The 14627-nt window shown below is 51.4% G+C and carries 15 protein-coding genes; 8 read left to right on the forward strand and 7 right to left on the reverse strand.

Features of this window, described 5'->3' with window-relative positions; genetic code table 11:
- Positions 1-69 precede the first annotated feature (69 nt).
- Positions 70-834: a pyruvate dehydrogenase complex transcriptional repressor PdhR gene (gene pdhR, locus C1192_RS12420; protein ID WP_000331776.1), complete on the reverse strand. Its 765-nt coding sequence runs from the start codon at positions 832-834 to the stop codon at positions 70-72.
- Between the two features lie 539 nt (positions 835-1373).
- On the opposite strand from pdhR, the gene aroP reads away from it, so the two are divergent.
- Positions 1374-2747: an aromatic amino acid transporter AroP gene (gene aroP, locus C1192_RS12425; RefSeq protein WP_077784549.1), complete on the forward strand. Its 1374-nt coding sequence runs from the start codon at positions 1374-1376 to the stop codon at positions 2745-2747.
- A 42-nt stretch (positions 2748-2789) separates the two neighbouring features.
- On the opposite strand, the gene ampE is transcribed toward aroP, so the two are convergent.
- A complete protein-coding gene (gene ampE / locus C1192_RS12430; protein WP_038354958.1) occupies positions 2790-3644 on the reverse strand; it encodes a beta-lactamase regulator AmpE in 855 nt (284 codons plus the stop codon).
- Entirely contained in the window at positions 3641-4192 is a 552-nt protein-coding gene (gene ampD, locus C1192_RS12435) for a 1,6-anhydro-N-acetylmuramyl-L-alanine amidase AmpD (protein WP_000923708.1), read from the reverse strand. Before ampD ends, ampE begins: the two co-directional genes overlap by 4 nt.
- A gap of 87 nt (positions 4193-4279) precedes the next feature.
- Between ampD and nadC the strand changes: the two genes are divergently transcribed.
- From nadC to hofC, 4 genes are all read left to right on the forward strand, one after another.
- On the forward strand, positions 4280-5173 hold the full coding sequence (gene nadC, locus C1192_RS12440) for a carboxylating nicotinate-nucleotide diphosphorylase (RefSeq protein WP_038354957.1): 894 nt from the start codon (positions 4280-4282) through the stop codon (positions 5171-5173).
- A 203-nt stretch (positions 5174-5376) separates the two neighbouring features.
- Positions 5377-5817, forward strand: coding sequence for a prepilin peptidase-dependent pilin (ppdD, locus tag C1192_RS12445; protein ID WP_000360899.1), 441 nt, complete (start codon positions 5377-5379; stop codon positions 5815-5817).
- A 9-nt stretch (positions 5818-5826) separates the two neighbouring features.
- The gene (gene gspE / locus C1192_RS12450; RefSeq protein WP_001027409.1) at positions 5827-7212 is read left to right on the forward strand and encodes a type II secretion system protein GspE; all 1386 of its coding nucleotides are present in this window, start codon (positions 5827-5829) and stop codon (positions 7210-7212) included.
- Positions 7202-8404 (forward strand): protein transport protein HofC, encoded by a 1203-nt coding sequence (gene hofC, locus C1192_RS12455; protein ID WP_000157279.1) that lies wholly within the window; start codon positions 7202-7204, stop codon positions 8402-8404. Before gspE ends, hofC begins: the two co-directional genes overlap by 11 nt.
- Positions 8405-8438: 34 nt before the next feature.
- Here the strand turns inward: hofC and guaC are convergent, their stop codons facing one another.
- Complete coding sequence (guaC, locus tag C1192_RS12460; RefSeq protein ID WP_001217354.1) at positions 8439-9482, reverse strand: GMP reductase; 1044 nt, start codon at positions 9480-9482, stop codon at positions 8439-8441.
- A 155-nt stretch (positions 9483-9637) separates the two neighbouring features.
- Complete coding sequence (locus tag C1192_RS25415; protein WP_175419238.1) at positions 9638-9682, reverse strand: hypothetical protein; 45 nt, start codon at positions 9680-9682, stop codon at positions 9638-9640.
- Between the two features lie 24 nt (positions 9683-9706).
- Between C1192_RS25415 and coaE the strand changes: the two genes are divergently transcribed.
- From coaE to yacG, 3 genes are read left to right on the forward strand one after another with little or no spacing between them, the layout of a single operon-like run.
- Positions 9707-10327: a dephospho-CoA kinase gene (coaE, locus tag C1192_RS12465; protein ID WP_038354956.1), complete on the forward strand. Its 621-nt coding sequence runs from the start codon at positions 9707-9709 to the stop codon at positions 10325-10327.
- Positions 10327-11070 (forward strand): cell division protein ZapD, encoded by a 744-nt coding sequence (gene zapD, locus C1192_RS12470; protein ID WP_001194740.1) that lies wholly within the window; start codon positions 10327-10329, stop codon positions 11068-11070. The genes coaE and zapD overlap by 1 nt, the downstream gene beginning before the upstream one ends.
- A 9-nt stretch (positions 11071-11079) precedes the next feature.
- The gene (gene yacG / locus C1192_RS12475) at positions 11080-11274 is read left to right on the forward strand and encodes a DNA gyrase inhibitor YacG (RefSeq protein WP_000005032.1); all 195 of its coding nucleotides are present in this window, start codon (positions 11080-11082) and stop codon (positions 11272-11274) included.
- Positions 11275-11442: 168 nt separating this feature from the next.
- Here the strand turns inward: yacG and mutT are convergent, their stop codons facing one another.
- Together mutT and secA are read right to left on the reverse strand one after the other, a co-directional pair.
- Entirely contained in the window at positions 11443-11832 is a 390-nt protein-coding gene (mutT, locus tag C1192_RS12480; RefSeq protein WP_001517744.1) for an 8-oxo-dGTP diphosphatase MutT, read from the reverse strand.
- 59 nt (positions 11833-11891) lie between these two features.
- Complete coding sequence (gene secA / locus C1192_RS12485; protein WP_000905806.1) at positions 11892-14597, reverse strand: preprotein translocase subunit SecA; 2706 nt, start codon at positions 14595-14597, stop codon at positions 11892-11894.
- Positions 14598-14627: the final 30 nt, after the last annotated feature.

The following is a 14627-nucleotide window of genomic DNA, read 5'->3' on the forward strand; positions in this document are numbered from 1 at the left end:
TTTAGTTGCTGCGCTTTTATATGCGCTTGATTTACAACATCTTCTGGCTAATTTTCACCAGAAAAATCACTAATTCTTTCGTTGCTCCAGACGGCGCAGAGAACGCTCACGGCGGCTCTCCTCACGGCTTCTGTCGAGCAAGATTTCTTCGATAAAGGCCAGATGGCGATGCGATGCTTCGCGCGCTTCTTCTGGCTTACCGGCCATAATTGCTTCGAATATGCGAGTGCGGTGACTACTCACCAGCGGCAGCATCTCTCGACGCGAATAGAGCAATTCGAAGTTTTGACGGACATTCTGGGCCAACATCGGCTCCATACACCTTAGCAGATGAAGCAAAACCACATTGTGGGCCGCTTCGGTGACGGCAATCTGATACTGGAGTACGGCGTTTGATTCCGCGTCCAGATCGCCAGACTGCTGCGCCAGCTCTATGGCGTGGTGGAGTTCACGAATGCGTTCCTTGTCTTCATCGGTACTACGCAACGCGGCGTAATAGGCGGCTATGCCTTCCAGGGCGTGTCGTGTTTCGAGCAAGTCGTATTGTGATTCAGGATGGTCGGAGAGCAGCTCCACCAGCGGATCGCTGAAGCTTTGCCAGAGGCTGCTCTGGACAAAAGTGCCGCCACCCTGGCGACGAAGCAACAAGCCCTTCGCTTCGAGACGTTGAATCGCCTCACGCAAGGAGGGACGGGAGACGTCGAACTGTTTCGCCAGTTCGCGTTCCGGTGGGAGTTTTTCACCAGGGCGAAGGGTGCCCTCGAGGATCAAAAACTCCAGTTGCTGCTCAATCACATCGGAGAGTTTTGGTTGGCGGATTTTGCTGTAGGCCATGAGTTCCTGTCTTAAGCCACTTGCCGAAGTCAATTGGTCTTACCAATTTCATGTCTGTGACGCTAAAGTAACAAAGTATTCACCTTATGTCTATACAGGTTTTGATTGAAATCATGAAACTGTGCACATTTTAACAACTTGACATATATAGCGTTTCAAAGTTGTAACTATGCACAAATGTAGGCTTTACGTGAGCAAGGTTTTTTTAACGATTATTAAACTATAAAAATCCGAATTGAACCGATTCACTTACCAATTTTTCGATTTTTAATTCAATAAAAATGAATTTATATTCTTTGTTATGGGTGGGATTGTTTGAGACTGGTCTTTACAAATGGTTTCTTTTTAGACAACCCATCTTCAACCATGCATAAAGCGGGTGCATTCGCTGCCGCATACCATTATTCTTTATCTGACGGAAGTCTTTTTGTAACAATTCAAACTTCCAAGTTGTAAACAAATTAATACAACAAACGGAATTGCAAACTTACACACGCATCACTGCGTAGATCAAAAAAACAATCACCGCACGAGGTTTCATGATGGAAGGTCAACAGCACGGCGAGCAGCTAAAGCGCGGCCTTAAAAACCGCCATATTCAGCTTATCGCGCTGGGTGGCGCGATAGGGACCGGGCTATTCCTGGGAAGCGCCTCCGTAATACAGTCCGCAGGGCCAGGGATCATTCTGGGTTACGCCATTGCTGGTTTTATCGCCTTTCTGATCATGCGTCAGCTAGGTGAAATGGTGGTCGAAGAACCTGTAGCAGGCTCCTTCAGCCACTTTGCTTATAAATACTGGGGGAGCTTTGCTGGCTTCGCCTCAGGCTGGAACTACTGGGTATTGTACGTATTAGTTGCCATGGCGGAGCTTACTGCCGTCGGCAAATACATTCAGTTCTGGTATCCGGATATCCCAACCTGGGCTTCTGCCGCCGTGTTCTTTGTGGTGATCAACGCCATCAACCTGACCAACGTTAAAGTGTTTGGCGAGATGGAGTTCTGGTTTGCCATTATCAAAGTTATCGCGGTGGTGGCGATGATCATCTTCGGCGGCTGGCTGCTGTTCAGTGGCAACGGCGGTCCGCAAGCGACCGTCCGTAACCTCTGGGAACAGGGCGGATTCCTGCCGCACGGCTTCACCGGGCTGGTGATGATGATGGCGATTATCATGTTCTCGTTTGGTGGTCTGGAGCTAGTGGGGATCACCGCCGCAGAAGCCGATAACCCGGAGCAAAGCATCCCGAAAGCAACCAATCAGGTTATCTACCGCATCCTGATTTTCTACATTGGTTCGTTAGCCGTCCTGCTCTCACTGATGCCGTGGACGCGCGTTACCGCTGATACCAGTCCATTCGTGTTGATCTTCCATGAACTGGGCGACACCTTTGTGGCTAACGCCCTGAATATCGTGGTGTTGACGGCGGCACTTTCCGTGTACAACAGTTGCGTCTACTGCAACAGCCGTATGCTGTTTGGTCTGGCACAACAGGGAAATGCACCGAAAATGCTCGCTTCCGTCGATAAACGCGGCGTACCGGTCAACACCATTCTGGTATCTGCGCTGGTTACGGCATTGTGCGTACTGATTAACTACCTTGCCCCAGAGTCCGCATTCGGACTGTTAATGGCGCTGGTGGTTTCCGCTCTGGTAATCAACTGGGCGATGATAAGTCTTGCGCACATGAAATTCCGTCGTGCCAAACAAGCACAAGGTGTGGCTACCCGCTTCCCTGCCCTGCTCTATCCGCTGGGTAACTGGATCTGCCTGCTGTTTATGGCGACGGTACTGGTAATTATGCTGATGACGCCGGGGATGGCGATTTCGGTTTACCTGATCCCGGTATGGCTGGTGGTGTTAGGCATCGGCTATCTGTTTAAAGAGAAAACCGCAAAAGCAGTAAAAGCGCATTAACCTCTCTCCGCCCTCACCCTGTCTGGGTGAGGGCAACAATCTTTACACCAATGTCCCGTAAATCGTCAGTAGCGCAATCACTACCACGACCACAAACGAGGTTTTCTTCGCCATTGAAACTGCTGCTTTCGGTGTCTCCACCTTATCGACATGCGGTTCACGCGCCAGAGAGAACTGCGCCAGACGCGTTAACACCTGATATTGCGAAGTATAGAAATCGGCCAGCGAAGCAAACCAGGCAGGTAACGCTTTCTCACCGTGGCCGATCAAGGCATAAACCACACCCGCAAGGCGAACCGGCACCCAATCCGCGACATGAAGCACTGCATCAATCCCCGACTGTAAACGATGATGCGGCGTCTGGTAACGCGCCAGCCAGTATTGCCATGCGCGCAAAAACGCATACCCCATCAGCGTAACTGGCCCCCAACTTCCCCCCACAATCAACCAGAACAGCGGTGCCAGGTAAAAACGAAAGTTAATCCACAGCAGTGCATTTTGCAGTTCCCGCAAGTATTCACGTTCATCGCAGCCTGCAGGGACGCCGTGAATCATAGTGAGTTCGCCAGCCATTGTGGAACGGGCATGGCTATCATTACGTGAAGCGGCTGCCAGATAAGCATGATAATGAAGACGAACTTTACCTGCGCCAATACACAGCAAACCAATCAGCAGCCACACCAGCAGCGTCGGAACGTTGAACAATAGCCCATGCAACGCGCGCAACAGCAAAAAAGTCACCCCCATCGCAATAATGGTCATACCTAACGTGCGCCCGAGTGAAAAATGTTTCACCCGCCGAAAGAACGCTTCAAGGCGGTGATCAAACTGCCAGTGCTCGCCCAACTTAAACAGGCGCTCAAAAATTAACACCAGTAAGGTTGTGAATAGCGTCATGTTGTCTCCTTGCTGACCAGCGCGCGAAACCGTGCCCAATCAAATGCAGGACCAGGATCGGTTTTACGATCCGGCGCAATATCGCAATGCCCCGTCATGTTATTAGCAATAGCTGGATAGCGATCAATCAGCGCCCGAGTGACCGCCGCCAGTTGCTGATACTGCGCATCGGTGTAAGCCAGCGTATCGGTGCCTTCCAGCTCAATCCCAATAGAAAAATCATTACAGCGTTCACGACCTTGATACTGAGAGACACCCGCGTGCCAGGCGCGTTTATCGAAAGGAACATACTGGACAATTTCACCATCACGGCGAATCAAACAGTGAGCGGAAACGCGCAAATGAGCTATCTCAGCAAAGAAGGGATGCGCCTGCGGATCAATAGTTCCGGTGAATAATGCGTCGATCCACGGGCCGCCAAACTCACCTGGCGGCAGGCTAATATTGTGCACCACCAGCAGGGTGGGAACTTCGTCATCCGGGCGACAATCGTAATGAGGCGAGGGAACGCGGCGCGCGCCGGTCAGCCACCCCTGTTCTAACAACATGCAGGATCTCCTTATATGTGGTGCTAATATCTGGTTCAGAGTAGCATGTTTCTACCTTATGATTCGTTAGCTATCTGGAGTTTTAACATGCCGCCTCGCCGCTATAACCCTGACACCCGACGTGACGAGCTGCTGGAACGCATTAATCTCGATATACCCAGCGCGGTGGCCCAGGCGCTGCGGGAAGATTTAGGCGGAACAGTCGATGCCAACAATGATATTACGGCAAAACTTTTACCGGAAAATTCTCGCTCTCATGCAACAGTGATCACCCGCGAGAATGGCGTATTTTGCGGCAAACGCTGGGTTGAAGAGGTGTTTATTCAACTGGCTGGTGACGATGTCACCATTATCTGGCATGTGGATGACGGTGATGTCATCAACGCCAATCAACTCCTTTTCGAACTTGAAGGCCCCTCCCGCGTGCTGTTAACGGGTGAACGCACGGCGCTCAATTTTGTACAAACCCTTTCTGGGGTTGCCAGTAAGGTTCGCCACTATGTCAAACTGCTGGAAGGCACCAACACGCAGTTGCTGGATACTCGCAAAACCTTGCCCGGTCTGCGTTCGGCTCTGAAATATGCGGTACTTTGCGGCGGCGGAGCGAATCACCGCCTGGGACTTTCTGACGCCTTCCTGATTAAAGAAAACCATATTATTGCCTCTGGCTCAGTACGTCAGGCGGTCGAAAAAGCGTCCTGGCTGCACCCGGATGCGCCAGTAGAAGTCGAAGTCGAGGATCTGGAAGAACTTGATGAAGCCCTGAAATCAGGTGCCGATATCATCATGCTGGATAACTTCGAAACAGAACAAATGCGCGAAGCTGTCAAACGTACCAATGGTAAGGCGCTGCTGGAAGTTTCGGGTAACGTCACCGACAAAACTCTGCGCGAATTTGCCGAAACAGGCGTGGACTTTATCTCTGTCGGCGCACTGACCAAACACGTACAGGCACTCGACCTTTCAATGCGTTTTCGCTAATTGCTGACAGATTCATCCGCTCCGTAGCGAGCGGATGAATCTTACCTTCTCCAACTTTCTTCGTAACGCCTCGCAAATATCTTGTCTTTCACTGCAACATAATAAAAAACCTCGGAACCCGCCTTCCCGTTTCGTTTTTTGCCCCTCGCCTGTGCCGATGGCGTTTGCCAAAGTAGCGCCAACGAAATCAAGGAGCGAAACAGATGGACAAACAACGCGGCTTTACACTCATCGAACTAATGGTAGTTATTGGCATTATTGCCATTTTAAGCGCCATTGGTATTCCCGCTTATCAGAACTACCTGCGCAAAGCAGCGCTCACCGACATGCTGCAAACCTTTGTGCCTTACCGCACCGCCGTAGAATTATGCGCACTGGAGCATGGCGGATTAGATACCTGCGACGGCGGCAGTAACGGCATCCCCTCGCCCACCACCACTCGCTATGTCTCTGCTATGAGTGTGGCAAAAGGCGTGGTGTCGCTGACAGGACAAGAGAGCCTCAATGGGTTAAGCGTCATCATGACACCAGGTTGGGATAACGCCAACGGCGTCACCGGCTGGACGCGCAACTGCAATATTCAAAGTGACAGCGCGTTGCAGCAAGCCTGCGAAGATGTCTTCCGCTTTGATGACGCCAACTAAGGAGCGGCAATGAATATTTCACAGCTCACCGCTCTGTGCCTGCGTTACCAGGGCGTCTTGCTGGATGCCAGCGAAGAGGTGGTTCATGTTGCGGTGGTCGATGCGCCCTCACATGAGTTACTTGACGCTTTGCATTTCGCTACTACCAAACGCATTGAGATCACCTGCTGGACACGCCAGCAGATGGAAGGCCACGCCAGCCGGTCACAACATAGGTTGCCCGTAGCAGCCCCGGAAAAATATCAGCCCAAAACAGAATTGCTGACTCAAACGTTACAATCTGCACTCGAACAACGCGCTTCTGATATTCATATCGAACCAGCGGACAATAGCTACCGCATCCGCTTACGCATCGACGGCGTGTTGCATCCTTTACCAGATGTTCCACTGGATGCCGGAATAGCATTAACCGCCAGATTAAAAGTGCTGGGAAGCCTGGATATTGCGGAACATCGCCTGCCGCAGGATGGGCAATTCACTGTCGAACTGGCGGGTAACACAGTCTCATTTCGCATTGCTACCTTGCCATGTCGGGGCGGTGAAAAAGTGGTATTGCGGCTGTTACAGCAGGTGGACCAGGCGCTGGATGTCAACACGCTGGGAATGCAGCAGTTACAACTGGCGGACTTTGCTCATGCCCTACAACAACCACAAGGGCTGGTGTTGGTTACCGGTCCTACCGGTAGCGGTAAAACGGTCACACTTTATAGCGCTCTGCAAACGCTGAATACCGCCGATATTAATATTTGCAGCGTCGAAGATCCGGTGGAGATCCCCATCGCAGGGCTTAACCAGACGCAAATCCATCCGCGTGCTGGTCTTACCTTTCAGGGGGTTTTGCGTGCGTTATTACGTCAGGATCCCGATGTCATCATGATCGGAGAGATCCGTGATGGTGAAACGGCAGAAATTGCCATTAAAGCCGCACAAACGGGTCACCTGGTGTTGTCCACGCTACACACCAACTCTACCTGCGAAACACTGGTGCGTTTACAGCAAATGGGAGTTGCCCGCTGGATGCTCTCATCAGCACTCACGCTGGTGGTAGCCCAACGTCTGGTTCGCAAACTTTGCCCGCATTGTCGCCTGCAGCAAGGGGAAGCAATCCGCCTTCCAGGCAATTTATGGTCATCTTCGTTGCCCCGCTGGCAAGCACCTGGTTGTAAACATTGCTACCACGGTTTTTATGGCCGCACGGCCTTATTTGAAGTGTTGCCCATAACACCTGTCATACGCCAGCTCATTTCCGCTAATACCGACGTTGAATCGCTGGAAACGCACGCCCGACAAACTGGAATGCACACGCTTTTTGAAAACGGCTGCCTAGCCGTGGAACAAGGTTTAACCACCTTTGAAGAGTTAATCCGCGTATTGGGGATGCCACATGGCGAGTAAGCAACTCTGGCGCTGGCATGGCATAACCGGCGACGGCAATGCGCAAGATGGAGTACTGTGGGCAGAGAGCCGTTCTTTGCTACTTATCGCACTACAGCAACAAGCCGTTACCCCACTGCACCTGAAGCGGATATCTATTAATTCAGCCCAGTGGCACGCAGACAAAAGCGCGGAAGTCATTCATCAACTGGCAACATTACTCAAAGCCGGACTAACCCTTTCGGAAGGATTAGCCCTATTGGCGGAGCAACATCCGAGCAGGCAATGGCAGGCGTTATTGCAATCGCTGGCACACGATCTCGAACAGGGTATTGCCTTTTCCAATGCCTTATTGCCCTGGTCAGAGGTTTTTCCGCCGCTTTATCAGGCGATGATCCGCACAGGCGAACTGACCGGTAAGCTGGATGAATGCTGCTTTGAACTGGCTCGTCAGCAAAAAGCCCAGCGCCAGTTAGCCGACAAAGTGAAATCAGCATTGCGTTATCCCATTATCATTTTAGCGATGGCGATAACGGTAGTTGTAGCAATGCTGCATTTTGTTCTGCCCGAGTTTGCCGCTATCTATAAAACCTTTAACACCCCGCTACCGACACTTACACAGGGGATCATGACGCTGGCAGATTTCAGCGGTGAGTGGGGCTGGCTGCTGCTGTTGTTCGGCTTACTGCTGGCAATAGCCAATAAGTTGCTGATGCGCCGCCCGACCTGGCTTATCGTGAGGCAGAAATCGCTGTTACGCATCCCAATTATGGGTTCACTAATGCGGGGACAAAAGCTCACGCAGATCTTTACGATTCTGGCGCTGACACAAAGTGCAGGTATTACTTTTTTGCAAGGGGTAGAGAGCGTCAAAGAGACAATGGGCTGCCCGTACTGGGCACAACTTCTGACACAAATCCAGCACGATATCAGCAACGGTCAGCCCATCTGGCTGGCGTTAAAAAATGCCGGTGAGTTTAGCCCGCTCTGTTTGCAGTTAGTGAGAACGGGAGAAGCCTCCGGGTCGCTGGATCTCATGCTGGAGAATCTCGCCCACCATCATCGGGATAACACGTTGGCGCTGGCAGATAATCTTGCTGCTTTACTGGAACCGGCCTTACTGGTCATTACCGGAGGAATTATCGGCACGCTGGTGGTGGCAATGTATTTGCCAATTTTCCATCTGGGCGACGCGATGAGTGGGATGGGATAACGCTGGCGCAGTGATCCACGCCAGCATTGGGAGATTACAGGTTATTGAAGATGCGGTTTTCTTGTTCCAGTACGCGGATAAACGTGGTGCGCTTGGTCAGTTCTTTCAGGCGAGAAGCCCCAACATATGTACAAGCTGAACGCAGGCCACCCAAAATATCACGCGCCGTGTTTTCAACTGGGCCACGCAGCGGCAGCTTAACGGTTTTACCTTCCGCTGCACGATATTCTGCAACGCCGCCAACGTGACGTTTCATCGCAGACTCGGAGCTCATACCGTAGAACAACATAAATTTTTCGCCGTTCTCTTCGACGATACGACCGCCGCTCTCTTCGTGACCCGCCAGCATACCGCCGAGCATCACGAAATCAGCACCGCCACCAAAGGCTTTAGCTACATCGCCCGGCGTGGTGCAACCGCCATCGCTGACGATCATCCCGCCCAGACCGTGCGCGGCATCAGCGCATTCGATTACTGCAGAAAGCTGCGGGTAACCGACGCCCGTCTTGACGCGAGTCGTACAAACAGAACCTGGGCCAATGCCAACTTTAACGATATCGGCACCGGAGAGGATAAGCTCCTCACACATTTCACCTGTCACTACGTTGCCAGCACAAATGGTTTTGGTCGGCCACGCTTCACGCGCTTTCGCAACGAACTGTACGAAGTGCTCGGAATAACCATTCGCCACGTCAATACAAACGAAGTTTAATGCCGGGTTCAGGTCGAGAATCTGTTTAGTTTTTTCGAAATCCGCATCTGACGTGCCGGTAGAAACCATCACATGTTTCAGCACATCAGCGGAAGAATTGTTGATAAACGCTTGCCACTCTTCAACAGAGTAATGTTTATGTACAGCAGTCAGAATATCGAAAGAAGCCAATGCCGTAGCCATGGTAAAAGTGCCTACGGTATCCATATTTGCGGCGATAATCGGCACGCCGGACCAGCTCTGACCTGAATGTTTGAAGGTGAATTGACGTTCCAGTTCAACATCGGAACGGCTTTTAAGAGTGGAGCGTTTAGGACGGATGAGAACGTCTTTAAAACCTAACTTCAGATCTTCTTCAATACGCATGTGCGGATTCCTGGGGTTAATGGCTATAAGGGTAAGAGCGCAACTCCAGTGACGCTATCATACGCACTAATCTATGTGGCGCAAGACTGCGAAATTGTCTTTTTTTACGCTACAATCCCACAAATTTACCTGGTAAATAATGGGCGAACGTTTCATTAATCCCGCTTTCGCGTGCTCATTTTTAATGTTTTGATAATCATGATGAATTCCCGGGAATATAAAATATGAGGTATACGGTTGCCTTAACGGGTGGCATTGGCAGTGGCAAGAGTACCGTTGCAAATGCGTTTGCTGACCTCGGAATTAACGTCATTGATGCCGATATTATTGCGCGTCAGGTAGTTGAACCGGGTAGACCTGCACTGCGTGCCATTGCTGAACATTTCGGCGCTGATATGATTGCTGCTGATGGAACATTGCAGCGCCGGGCCTTACGCGAGCGGATCTTCGCCAACCCGGAAGAGAAAAACTGGCTTAATGCCCTGCTACATCCGTTGATTCAGCAGGAGACGCAACGTCAGCTCCAGCAAGCAACTTCCCCCTATGTACTTTGGGTTGTGCCATTGCTGGTAGAAAACTCGCTGTATAAAAAAGCGAATCGTGTGCTGGTGGTGGATGTCAGCCCAGAAACGCAACTTAAGCGCACCATGCAGCGCGATGATGTTACTCGCGAACATGTCGAACAAATTCTTGCTGCCCAGGCAACGCGCGAAGCCCGCCTTGCCGTGGCGGATGACGTCATTGATAATAACGGCGCACCGGATGCTATTGCATCGGATGTTGCCCGCCTGCACGCAAATTACTTGCAGCTTGCGTCGCAGTTTGTCTCACAGGAAAAACCTTAATGCAGACCCAGGTCCTTTTTGAACATCCACTAAATGAAAAAATGCGTACATGGCTACGCATTGAGTTTTTGATTCAGCAACTCACCGTAAATTTACCCATCGTTGACTACGCTGGCGCTCTGCATTTCTTCCGTAATGTCAGTGACTTGCTGGATGTTTTCGAGCGTGGGGAAGTACGCACCGAATTGTTGAAAGAGCTTGACCGCCAGCAGCGTAAACTCCAGACCTGGATTGACGTGCCAGGCGTGGACCAGAGTCGTATTGAAGCATTAATTCAGCAGTTAAAAGCGGCGGGCAGCGTGCTGATTTCCGCACCGCGTATCGGGCAATTTCTGCGTGAAGATCGTCTGATTGCTTTAGTGCGCCAGCGTCTGAGCATACCCGGCGGTTGTTGTAGCTTTGATTTGCCAACTTTGCATATCTGGCTGCATTTACCCCAGGCACAGCGCGACAGCCAGGTAGAAACCTGGATTGCCAGCCTGAATCCGCTCACCCAGGCACTTACCATGGTGTTAGATTTAATTCGCCAGTCGGCACCGTTTCGCAAACAAACCAGTCTGAACGGTTTCTATCAGGATAATGGCGAAGACGCTGATCTTCTACGGCTGAATCTGGCCCTTGATTCACAGCTTTATCCGCAAATTTCTGGTCATAAGAGTCGTTTTGCGATTCGTTTTATGCCGCTGGACAGTGAAAATGGTCTGGTGCCAGAGCGCCTGGATTTTGAACTGGCGTGCTGCTAAGGAGTTACGATGTCAGAAACTATTACGGTGAACTGCCCAACTTGCGGGAAAACGGTGGTATGGGGTGAAATCAGCCCGTTTCGGCCATTTTGTTGCAAACGTTGTCAGTTGATCGACCTCGGAGAATGGGCTGCTGAAGAAAAACGCATCCCCAGCAGCGGCGATCTGTCCGAAAGCGATGACTGGAGCGAAGAGCTGAAGTAATTGGGTGTAAGAGGTGAGGCATTGTCGGATGCGGTGTAAACGCCTTATCCGACCTGCAAGATCTTGCATATCAACGGATTACAAAATCCCGCAGGCCTGATAAGACGCGCCTGCGTCGCATCAGGCATCAGGGCAAATGTCGGATGCGGCGTGAACGCCTTATTTGACCTACAGGCGCTTAAGCTTCGCAATTACCGGTTCATTGGCTGGCGGAAAATCTTCTGCATTGAGGCTGGCCAGCGCCATCCACTCACCAGGTTGCCCTTCTTTCCCCCACGGTTCCCCTTCCCAGCCTTCGACCAGCCAGAACCACAGTGTGATATGCCTGTCAGGGAACTGATATTCCAGCTTTTCAAACAGCGAAAAACGTTGTGGCGTAATCCCGACTTCTTCCTGAAGCTCCCGCACCACCGCCTGTTCTGGCGTTTCGCCCGCTTCAATTTTACCGCCAGGAAACTCCAACTTATTCGCCATGTGCGCATCTGCGGCACGGCGGGTTATAAAGATTTCGTGGTTCTCGTTGCGAATAATACCTACCGCAATTTGCAGTTTTTTCATTGTCTTAAACCTATAAAAAAGGCGCAGATTTCTGCGCCTTTTGTCTTATTGATTAGCTTTTATTGCAGGCGACCATGGCACTGCTTGTATTTTTTACCGGAACCGCACGGGCAAGGATCGTTACGCCCAACTTTACGCTCGCCGGTTTGTGCAGCCAGCGCCGCTGCGGCTGCAGAGTCGTCATCCTGATGGCTAAGCTGCTGCATTTGCGCTAAACGCTCGGCTTCCATACGACGCTGTTGCTCCAGCTCTTCAACTTCTTCCGGCATACGAACCTGAACTTTGCTCAGCGTGCTAACCACTTCATATTTCAATGATTCCAGCATCGCCGCAAACATTGCGAAGGATTCACGTTTGTATTCCTGCTTCGGATCTTTCTGCGCGTAACCACGCAGGTGGATCCCCTGACGCAGGTAATCCATCGCCGCCAGGTGCTCTTTCCACAGGGAGTCCAGCGTTTGCAACATCACACCTTTCTCGAAGTGACGCATCATCTCGGCGCCAACCACTTCTTCTTTACGCTGATACACTTCGATGGACTGCGCCAGAATACGCTCACGCAGCGTCTCTTCATGCAGCTCTGGCTCTTTGTCCAGCCACTCGGCAATCGGCATATCGAGATCGAAATCGTTTTTCAGACGCTCTTGCAGCCCAGGAATGTCCCACATTTCTTCCAGTGATTGTGGCGGAATGTAGGCATCGATGGTCGCTTTGAACACATCTTCACGAATGCTGTTGATGGTTTCGCTCACATCGCTGACATCCAGCAGTTCGTTACGCTGGGAGTAAATGGCGCGACGCTGATCGTTAGCTACGTCATCGTATTCCAGCAACTGTTTACGAATGTCGAAGTTACGGCTTTCAACTTTACGCTGGGCGTTGGCAATTGCTTTGGTTACCCAAGGGTGTTCAATCGCTTCACCAGGTTTCATACCCAGTTTACGCATCATGCCGGAAACACGGTCGGAGGCAAAAATACGCATCAGCGCATCTTCCATCGACAGGTAGAAACGGGAAGAACCGGCATCTCCCTGGCGACCCGAACGGCCACGCAACTGGTTATCGATACGACGAGATTCGTGACGTTCTGTACCGATGATATGCAAACCACCTGCTGCCAGAACCGCGTCGTGGCGTACCTGCCAGTCAGCTTTAATTTTTTCAATTTGCTCTGCGGTCGGGTTTTCCAGCGCGGCAACTTCTGCCTGCCAGCTACCGCCGAGCACAATGTCAGTACCACGACCCGCCATGTTGGTCGCGATAGTCACAGCCGCCGGATAACCCGCCTGGGCAACAATCGCAGCTTCGTTGGCGTGGAATTTGGCGTTCAGAACGTTATGCTTGATACCCGCTTTGGTCAGCTCGTTTGATACCAGTTCTGATTTTTCGATGGAGATAGTACCAACCAGCACCGGCTGGCCTTTCGCGGTACGCTCTTTGATATCTTCAATGATCGCCTGGATTTTTTCCGCTTCGGTCATGTAGACCAGATCCGGCAGATCTTTACGAATCATCGGACGGTTAGTCGGAACGACGACGGTATCCAGCTTGTAGATTGAGCTAAATTCGAATGCTTCGGTATCAGCCGTACCGGTCATCCCCGCCAGTTTTTCATACAAACGGAAGTAGTTCTGGAAGGTGATAGAAGCCAGCGTCTGGTTTTCGTTCTGGATCTGCACACCTTCTTTCGCTTCCACAGCCTGGTGCAGGCCATCGGACCAGCGACGCCCTTGCATGGTACGACCGGTATGTTCGTCAACGATGATAACTTCACCATCTTTAACGATGTAATCGACGTCGCGGGTAAATAGCGCGTGGGCACGCAGCGCCGCCGTTACGTGGTGCATCAGCATGATATTAGCCGGAGAATACAACGACTCGCCTTCGGCCATGATCCCTTCTTTCACCAACAGCTCTTCAATCAGCACCAAACCACGTTCGGTCAGGTTCACCTGACGAGATTTTTCATCAACCGAGAAGTGACCTTCGCCCTGGAAGGTTTCAGAGTCTTCTTTTTCCTGGCGGATCAGGTGTGGAATGATTTTGTTGACGCGCTTATACATTTCCGAACTGTCTTCTGCCGGACCAGAAATGATCAGCGGTGTACGCGCTTCATCGATCAGGATGGAGTCCACTTCGTCCACCAGCGCATAGTGCAGTTTACGCTGTACACGCTCTTCTGGGCTGAACGCCATGTTGTCGCGCAGGTAGTCGAAACCGTACTCGTTGTTAGTACCGTAAGTAATGTCGGCCGCATAGGCTTCACGTTTCGCTGGCGCAGGCATGCCCGGTAGGTTGATGCCGACGGTCATACCGAGGAATTCAAACAGCGGACGGTTGTTTTCGGCGTCACGCTGCGCCAGGTAATCGTTGACGGTAACAACGTGCACGCCCTTACCGGTTAATGCGTTCAGGTAAGCAGGCAGCGTTGCGGTCAGTGTTTTACCTTCACCAGTACGCATTTCCGCGATACAGCGTTCATTAAGAACCATGCCGCCGAGCAACTGAACGTCGAAGTGACGCATCCCAAAGACACGCTTACTTGCTTCACGCACAACGGCAAAGGCTTCCGGGATCAGGTTTTCCAGCACTTCGCCTTTTTCCAGACGTGCGCGAAACTCTGCAGTTTTTCCCTTCAGTTCTTCGTCGGAGAGTTTTTCCATCTCCGGTTCCATGGCATTGATGAGGTTGACGACTTTGCGCATCCGGCGCAGGGTGCGGTCGTTACGGCTACCGAAAACTTTTGTTAATAATTTGATTAGCATAATAAAATCTCAAACGCCCCGCAGTGCGGA

Origin of the sequence: Escherichia marmotae (genome assembly GCF_002900365.1) — a bacterium.
In the GTDB taxonomy this organism is placed as follows: domain Bacteria; phylum Pseudomonadota; class Gammaproteobacteria; order Enterobacterales; family Enterobacteriaceae; genus Escherichia; species Escherichia marmotae.

What these genes read in the sequence shown, in the direction of transcription:
- pdhR (WP_000331776.1), bottom strand. Translation starts at nt 834, where the DNA reads ATGGCCTACAGCAAAATCCGCCAACCAAAACTCTCCGATGTGATTGAG.
- aroP (WP_077784549.1), top strand. Translation starts at nt 1,374, where the DNA reads ATGATGGAAGGTCAACAGCACGGCGAGCAGCTAAAGCGCGGCCTTAAA.
- ampE (WP_038354958.1), bottom strand. Translation starts at nt 3,644, where the DNA reads ATGACGCTATTCACAACCTTACTGGTGTTAATTTTTGAGCGCCTGTTT.
- ampD (WP_000923708.1), bottom strand. Translation starts at nt 4,192, where the DNA reads ATGTTGTTAGAACAGGGGTGGCTGACCGGCGCGCGCCGCGTTCCCTCG.
- nadC (WP_038354957.1), top strand. Translation starts at nt 4,280, where the DNA reads ATGCCGCCTCGCCGCTATAACCCTGACACCCGACGTGACGAGCTGCTG.
- ppdD (WP_000360899.1), top strand. Translation starts at nt 5,377, where the DNA reads ATGGACAAACAACGCGGCTTTACACTCATCGAACTAATGGTAGTTATT.
- gspE (WP_001027409.1), top strand. Translation starts at nt 5,827, where the DNA reads ATGAATATTTCACAGCTCACCGCTCTGTGCCTGCGTTACCAGGGCGTC.
- hofC (WP_000157279.1), top strand. Translation starts at nt 7,202, where the DNA reads ATGGCGAGTAAGCAACTCTGGCGCTGGCATGGCATAACCGGCGACGGC.
- guaC (WP_001217354.1), bottom strand. Translation starts at nt 9,482, where the DNA reads ATGCGTATTGAAGAAGATCTGAAGTTAGGTTTTAAAGACGTTCTCATC.
- coaE (WP_038354956.1), top strand. Translation starts at nt 9,707, where the DNA reads ATGAGGTATACGGTTGCCTTAACGGGTGGCATTGGCAGTGGCAAGAGT.
- zapD (WP_001194740.1), top strand. Translation starts at nt 10,327, where the DNA reads ATGCAGACCCAGGTCCTTTTTGAACATCCACTAAATGAAAAAATGCGT.
- yacG (WP_000005032.1), top strand. Translation starts at nt 11,080, where the DNA reads ATGTCAGAAACTATTACGGTGAACTGCCCAACTTGCGGGAAAACGGTG.
- mutT (WP_001517744.1), bottom strand. Translation starts at nt 11,832, where the DNA reads ATGAAAAAACTGCAAATTGCGGTAGGTATTATTCGCAACGAGAACCAC.
- secA (WP_000905806.1), bottom strand. Translation starts at nt 14,597, where the DNA reads ATGCTAATCAAATTATTAACAAAAGTTTTCGGTAGCCGTAACGACCGC.